General features: G+C 68.4%; 4 protein-coding genes and 1 pseudogene. 4 read left to right on the top strand and 1 reads right to left on the bottom strand.

Annotation, left to right across the window (positions count from 1 at the left end; genetic code table 11):
* Nucleotides 1-434: pseudogene (locus V7067_RS14255) on the bottom strand (HAD family hydrolase); the annotation flags it as partial.
* A gap of 213 nt (nt 435-647) precedes the next feature.
* Between V7067_RS14255 and glmM the strand changes: the two are divergent.
* From glmM to serA, 4 genes are all read left to right on the top strand, one after another.
* Nucleotides 648-1991, top strand: a complete 1344-nt coding sequence (glmM, locus tag V7067_RS14260) for a phosphoglucosamine mutase (RefSeq protein WP_334176569.1) — start codon at nt 648-650, stop codon at nt 1989-1991.
* A 135-nt stretch (nt 1992-2126) separates the two neighbouring features.
* Nucleotides 2127-2915, top strand: coding sequence for an outer membrane beta-barrel protein (locus tag V7067_RS14265; protein WP_334176570.1), 789 nt, complete (start codon nt 2127-2129; stop codon nt 2913-2915).
* A 199-nt stretch (nt 2916-3114) separates the two neighbouring features.
* A complete protein-coding gene (locus tag V7067_RS14270) occupies nt 3115-4290 on the top strand; it encodes a phosphoserine transaminase (protein ID WP_334176571.1) in 1176 nt (391 codons plus the stop codon).
* A gap of 196 nt (nt 4291-4486) precedes the next feature.
* On the top strand, nt 4487-6073 hold the full coding sequence (gene serA, locus V7067_RS14275) for a phosphoglycerate dehydrogenase (protein WP_334176572.1): 1587 nt from the start codon (nt 4487-4489) through the stop codon (nt 6071-6073).
* The last annotated feature ends 219 nt before the right edge of the window (nt 6074-6292 follow it).

Genomic DNA, 6292 nt, shown 5'->3' on the forward strand with positions numbered 1-6292 from the left:
TCGCCGAGGCCGGAGCGGGCGAGCTTCTGCTCCTGATCCATCAGGTCGCCCTTGGTGATGAGGACGAGGCGGTAGTCGGCCGAAAGGGCGGCCAGCGTATCGGCCACGCCCGGCAGCGGCTCCACCGGGTGGTCGTGCATCTCGCGGCCGAAGTCCAGAATCTGCGCAATGTCGGCCGCCGGCAGGCGGCTGTCGGTGACGGAGAGCGCCGTCTCGATCATCGACAGCGTAAAGCCCTTGATGCCGTAGCCATAGTGGCGCAGGTTGCGCCGCTCCGTGGCGACGAGGCGCTCCATCAGGGCGCCGGGGTCGGCATAGGGCGCCAGCAGCGCGGCAAAGCGCTCCTGCGTCAGGTGAAACAGGGTTTCGTTGTGCCACAGCGTATCGTCGGCATCGAGGCCGATGGTGGCGAGCGTGGCGGAGCGGGGCGGCATTGCGGCGGTCTTCCCGGTTCGCGTCCGTTGCGGGCAGCCGGGGCTTCGCCCGGCCGGTTCTGCAACACTGGGTCACACAAATTGAAGCCGGCTTCTGTGGCGGTTCAACCTTTCCTCCCATTATGAGAGGACGGAGCAGGGCTGCCAAGCGGCCGGGTGAAGAGACGACTTTCCGCGCCGGACCGGCAAGGCGGCGCGGCACCGGGGACGACCATGACACGACGCTATTTCGGCACCGACGGCATTCGCGGCAAGGCCAATCGCTGGCCGATCACGCCGGAAGTGGCCCTCAAGGTCGGCATGGCGACCGGCCTGGCCTTCAGCCGCGGCGAGCACCGCCACCGCGCGGTCATCGGCAAGGACACGCGGCTTTCCGGCTACATGATCGAGACGGCGCTGGTGGCCGGCTTCACCGCGGCCGGCATGGATGTGTTCCAGACCGGGCCGGTGCCGACCCCGGCGGTGGCGATGCTGACGCAGTCGCTGCGGGCCGATGTGGGGGTGATGATCTCGGCCTCTCACAACCCTTACGACGATAACGGCATCAAGATCTTCGGGCCGGACGGCTTCAAGCTCTCCGACGAGCTGGAAGCGGAAATCGAGGCGATGCTCGATGCCGATCTTTCCGCACGGCTCGCCCCGCCGCACCTGCTCGGCCGCAACACCCGCATCGACAGCGCCATCGACCGCTATGTGGAGTTCGTGAAGCGCACCGCCCCGCGCGACATGCGCCTCGGCGGCCTCCGGGTGGTGCTCGACTGCGCCAACGGCGCCGCCTACAAGGTCGCCCCCACGGCGCTGTGGGAACTGGGCGCCGAGGTGGTATCGATCGGCGTGAAGCCCGATGGCTTCAACATCAACGACCATTGCGGCTCCACCGATCCGAATGCCCTGTGCGAGCGGGTGCGGGAGGTGCGGGCCGATATCGGCATTGCCCTCGACGGCGATGCCGACCGCGTCATCATCTGCGACGAGCGCGGTCACCTCGTCGACGGCGACCAGCTTCTGGCGGTGATCGCCGGCTCGCTTCTGGCCGACGGCGCGCTGAAGGGCGGCGGCGTGGTAGCAACCGTCATGTCCAATCTCGGCCTTGAGCGGCATCTCAACGATCTCGGCCTGTCGCTGGTGCGCACCCGCGTCGGCGATCGCTATGTGGTGGAGCGCATGCGGGCCGACGGCTACAACGTCGGCGGCGAGCAGTCGGGGCACATCGTGCTGGCCGACCACTCCACCACCGGCGACGGCCTGATGGCGGCGGTGCAGGTGCTGGCGGTGGTGGCGCGCACCGGCAAGCTGGTGTCGGAGGTCTGCCACCGCTTCGATCCCGTGCCGCAGATTCTGAAGAATGTGCGCATCCGCGGCGGCCATCCGCTGGAAGATGCCGGCGTGAAGGCGGTCATCGACGATGCCACCGGCCGCCTCGGCCGCTCCGGCCGCCTCGTCATCCGGCCTTCCGGCACCGAGCCGCTGATCCGCGTGATGGGCGAGGCCGACGATGCCACGCTTCTGGCGGCGGTGGTGGATGAGATCGTGGAGGCGGTGGGCCGGGCCGCCTGAGCGGGCTGTGCCCGGTATCCGCAGGGTTAAGAAACAGGGTTAATGTGGCCTTAACGGTTTGCGGGGACATTGGAACGGCGGGCGCTCGCTGAAGGGCGCCGGCCGATCCCGTCCCCATCCGGAACCGTCTGCGCCATGCGTCTTCTGCCTTCGTCTCTGCGGTCTCTCGCTGCCGCCGCCGCCGTCGCCGCCACGTTGCTGCCCGCTGCCGCGGTGGCCGGAACGAAGGGTGCCGCGGGGGCGGGTGCGCTCGGCGAGCCGCCGGTGCTGGAGCACACCGCCGACATGCTGCCGGCGGTGCAGGACGATTTCGGCTTCTACCTGCGGGCCGATGCCGGCCTTTCCTTTCTGTCCGTCAACAGTGTCGAGGCCCGCGGGCCGGTTGCCGCGCGGTGGGGCGGCGGGCAGGGCGAGAGCGCTTCGGCTGTGACCGGCGGCCTCGGCATCGGCGCGGGGCTGCGCTGGTCGCGCTGGCTGCGCACCGATCTGACGCTGGATTATGCCTTCCCCGGCGAGGTGAAGGCCTCGCAGACCTGCCTGAGCTGCGGCGGCCGGCTCGGCGCCAGCGCGCAGATCGCATCCCTCGCCATGCTCGCCAATGCCTATGCCGACCTGCCCTCCCTCGGCCGCTTCACGCCGTGGGTCGGTGCGGGGGCGGGTATCGCGCATCTCAGCCTCAGCGGCGGCGACATCTCGCTCGCCGGCACCGGGATCGCGCAGATCGCCTCGGCGGATGCCTGGAACTTCGCCTGGCAGGGTTCGGCCGGTGTCGCCATGAAGCTCACCGATGCCGTCTCGCTCGATGCCGGATACCGCTACATGGGTCTCGGCAACCTTTCCGCCGGCGGCGCGGTGCCGGGCCGGGCGCAGGATGTCGCCCGGCAGGAAGTGCGGATCGGGCTGCGCTATCGTCTCGATCAATAATGCGTCAGAATGTCGCTATCTGACGGAAATCTTCAAGTGCCGCCTTCCCTTTGGGCAGTGTGGCTGCATTCGCGGCAGCCGGTTGCGCGGCCCCGGCGGCCGGGATGCGACGCTTGACCGCGTAGAGCGGCAGGAGTAGCAGCGTCCACGGGACACCCCTCCCCACCGAGGGGCGCCTATCTGAAAGGGTAGCCACAAGATGACCGCTGTTGCCAAGCCGGCTGCAAAGCCGGCCAATCCCCATTTTTCGTCGGGCCCCTGCGCCAAGCGTCCCGGGTGGACGCTGGAAGCGCTGGCTGACGCCGCCGTCGGCCGCTCGCACCGCGCCAAGATCGGCAAGGCCAAGCTGAAGGCCGCCATCGACCTCACCCGCGAAGTGCTGGAAGTGCCGGCGGATTACCGCATCGGCATCGTGCCCGCTTCCGACACCGGCGCCGTGGAAATGGCGCTGTGGTCGCTGCTGGGCGCCCGCCCGGTGGACATGGTGGCGTGGGAATCGTTCGGCGAAGGCTGGGTCACCGACGTGGTGAAGCAGCTGAAGCTTGCCGACGCGCGCGTCATCAAGGCGCCCTACGGCGAACTGCCGGACCTCGGCACCATCGATTTCGATCACGACGTGGTCTTCACATGGAACGGCACCACCTCGGGTGTGCGCGTTCCCAACGGCGATTTCATCCCCGCCGGCCGCAAGGGCCTGACGATCTGCGATGCCACCTCGGCCGCGTTCGCGCAGAACCTCGACTGGCCGAAGCTCGATGTCGTCACCTACTCCTGGCAGAAGGCGCTCGGCGGTGAGGCTGCTCACGGCATCCTGATCCTGTCGCCGCGCGCGGTGGAACGGCTTGAGACCTATACGCCGGCCTGGCCGCTGCCGAAGATCTTCCGCCTGCTCGCCAAGGGCAAGCTCAACGAAGGCATCTTCGTGGGCGAGACCATCAACACGCCCTCGATGCTGTGCGTGGAAGACTATCTCGACGGCCTGAACTGGGCGAAGTCGGTCGGCGGCCTCAAGGGGCTGAACGCCCGCGCCGATGCCAACTTCGCCACGATCGATGCGTGGGTGCAGGCAACGCCGTGGGTCGATTTTCTGGCCGTGAAGCCGGAGACGCGCTCCAACACCTCCGTGTGCCTGCGGATCGTCGATGCCGGCGTGGCCGCGCTCGATGCCAAGGGGCAGGAAGCCTTCGCCAAGGCCCTCGTCGCCCGGCTCGACAAGGAAGGTGTGGCCTACGACATCGGCGCCTATCGCGATGCGCCGGCGGGCCTGCGCATCTGGGTCGGCTCCACGGTGGAAAACGCCAATGTCGCGGCTCTGCTGCCGTGGCTCGACTGGGCGTTCGCCGAGGAGAAGGCGGCCCTGCTGGCCGCCGCCTGAGGCCTGACGAACCGGGCTCGCCGGGCCGGCCCCTGCGGGGCGCGGTCCGGCCGGGCGCCCGGTGCAATCACCGCATTCGTTCCCGACACCGGCGTTGCGCGGCCCGCGGAGGGTCCGCGTCACAGGTGGCGTGCTCCCGGACGGCTGCCGTCCGGTCGATGCCGCCGCCCGCGCGCCCCGATGAGGATGACCGGACATGGCTCCGAAAGTTCTGATTTCCGACCAGATCTCGCCCGCCGCCGTGAAGATTTTCACCGACCGCGGCATCGACGTGACCTATGAACCCGACCTTGGCAAGGACAAGGAACGTCTGGCGGCCGTGATCGGCGCGTTCGACGGCCTCGCCATCCGTTCGGCCACCAAGGTGACGGAAAAGATCATCGCCGCCGCCACCAACCTGAAGGTGATCGGCCGCGCCGGCATCGGCGTCGACAATGTCGACATTCCGGCCGCGACCGCCCGGGGCATCATCGTGATGAACACCCCGTTCGGCAATTCGATCACCACCGCCGAACACGCCATTGCGATGATGTTCGCCGTGGCCCGCGAAATCCCCGCGGCCGACGTCTCCACCCAGGCCGGCAAGTGGGAGAAGAACCGCTTCATGGGCGTGGAGCTGACCTCCAAGACCCTCGGCGTCATCGGCTGCGGCAATATCGGCTCCATCGTGGCCGAGCGCGCGCTCGGCCTGAAGATGAAGGTCGTTGCGTTCGATCCGTTCCTGTCGGCCGAGCGTGCGCTCGATCTCGGCGTGGAAAAGGTGGACCTCGACACCCTGCTGGCGCGCGCCGACTTCATCACCCTGCACACCCCGCTCACCGACAAGACGCGCAACATCATCGATGCCGGCGCGCTGGCGAAGGCGAAGGACGGCGTCTACATCATCAACTGCGCCCGCGGCGGCCTTGTGGATGAAGCCGCCCTGCGGGCCGCCCTCGACAGCGGCAAGGTGGCCGGTGCGGCCTTTGACGTGTTCACCGTGGAACCCGCCAGGGAGAACGTGCTGTTCGGCGCCCGCAACATGGTGTGCACCCCGCACCTCGGCGCCTCCACCACCGAGGCGCAGGAGAACGTGGCGCTGCAGGTGGCCGAGCAGATTGCCGACTATCTGCTGAGCGGTGCCGTCACCAACGCCCTCAACATGCCGTCGATCTCGGCAGAGGAAGCGCCGAAGCTGGTGCCGTTCGTGAAGCTGGCCGAGCAGCTCGGCTCGTTCGCGGGCCAGCTGACGGAGACCAGCCTCAAGGCCGTGCGCATCGAGTTCGAGGGCGCGGTTGCCGGCATGAACGTCAAGGCCCTCACCTCGGCCGCGCTCGCCGGCCTGTTCCGCCCCCTGCTGCAGGAGGTGAACATGGTTTCCGCGCCGGTCATCGCCCGCGAGCGGGGCATCAAGGTGGAAGAAGTGCGCCGCGATGCGCAGGGCACCCACGAAAGCATCGTGAAGCTGACCATCGTTACCGACCGTCAGGAGCGTTCGGTGGCCGGCACGGTGTTCTCGGACGGCCGGCCGCGCATCATCGAGATCAAGGGCATCAAGATGGATGCCGAGCTTGGCCCGCACATGCTCTACATCACCAACGAGGATAAGCCGGGCTTCATCGGCGCGCTCGGCACCACCCTCGGCTCGGCCGGCGTCAACATCGCCACCTTCAGCCTCGGCCGCCTTTCGCAGGGGCAGGATGCCATCTGCCTTGTCGAGGTGGACGGCAAGATTCCCGACGAGGTGCTGGCCCGCATCGCCAGCCTGCCGCTGGTGCGGCAGGCCAAAGAGCTGGCGTTCTGAGGCGGCAGACACCCGTCTGCACAGCTATTGCGGCGGCGGGGCCTCCCCGCCGCCGTTTTTTGTTTGTCGGCATCCACCGCTGCGCAGCCGGCGGCTCTGGCGAAGCCGGGGGCGGCGCGCTATATCTGCTGCGGGCGATACTGCGCGGTCCGACGGAACTTCACATTCCCCGGGGCCTTATCGATCCTTAAGGGAGCTGTTCCTGACCGGGCCCGTGGG

This window comes from Pseudoxanthobacter sp. (assembly GCF_036822375.1).
Classification (GTDB): domain Bacteria; phylum Pseudomonadota; class Alphaproteobacteria; order Rhizobiales; family Segnochrobactraceae; genus Pseudoxanthobacter.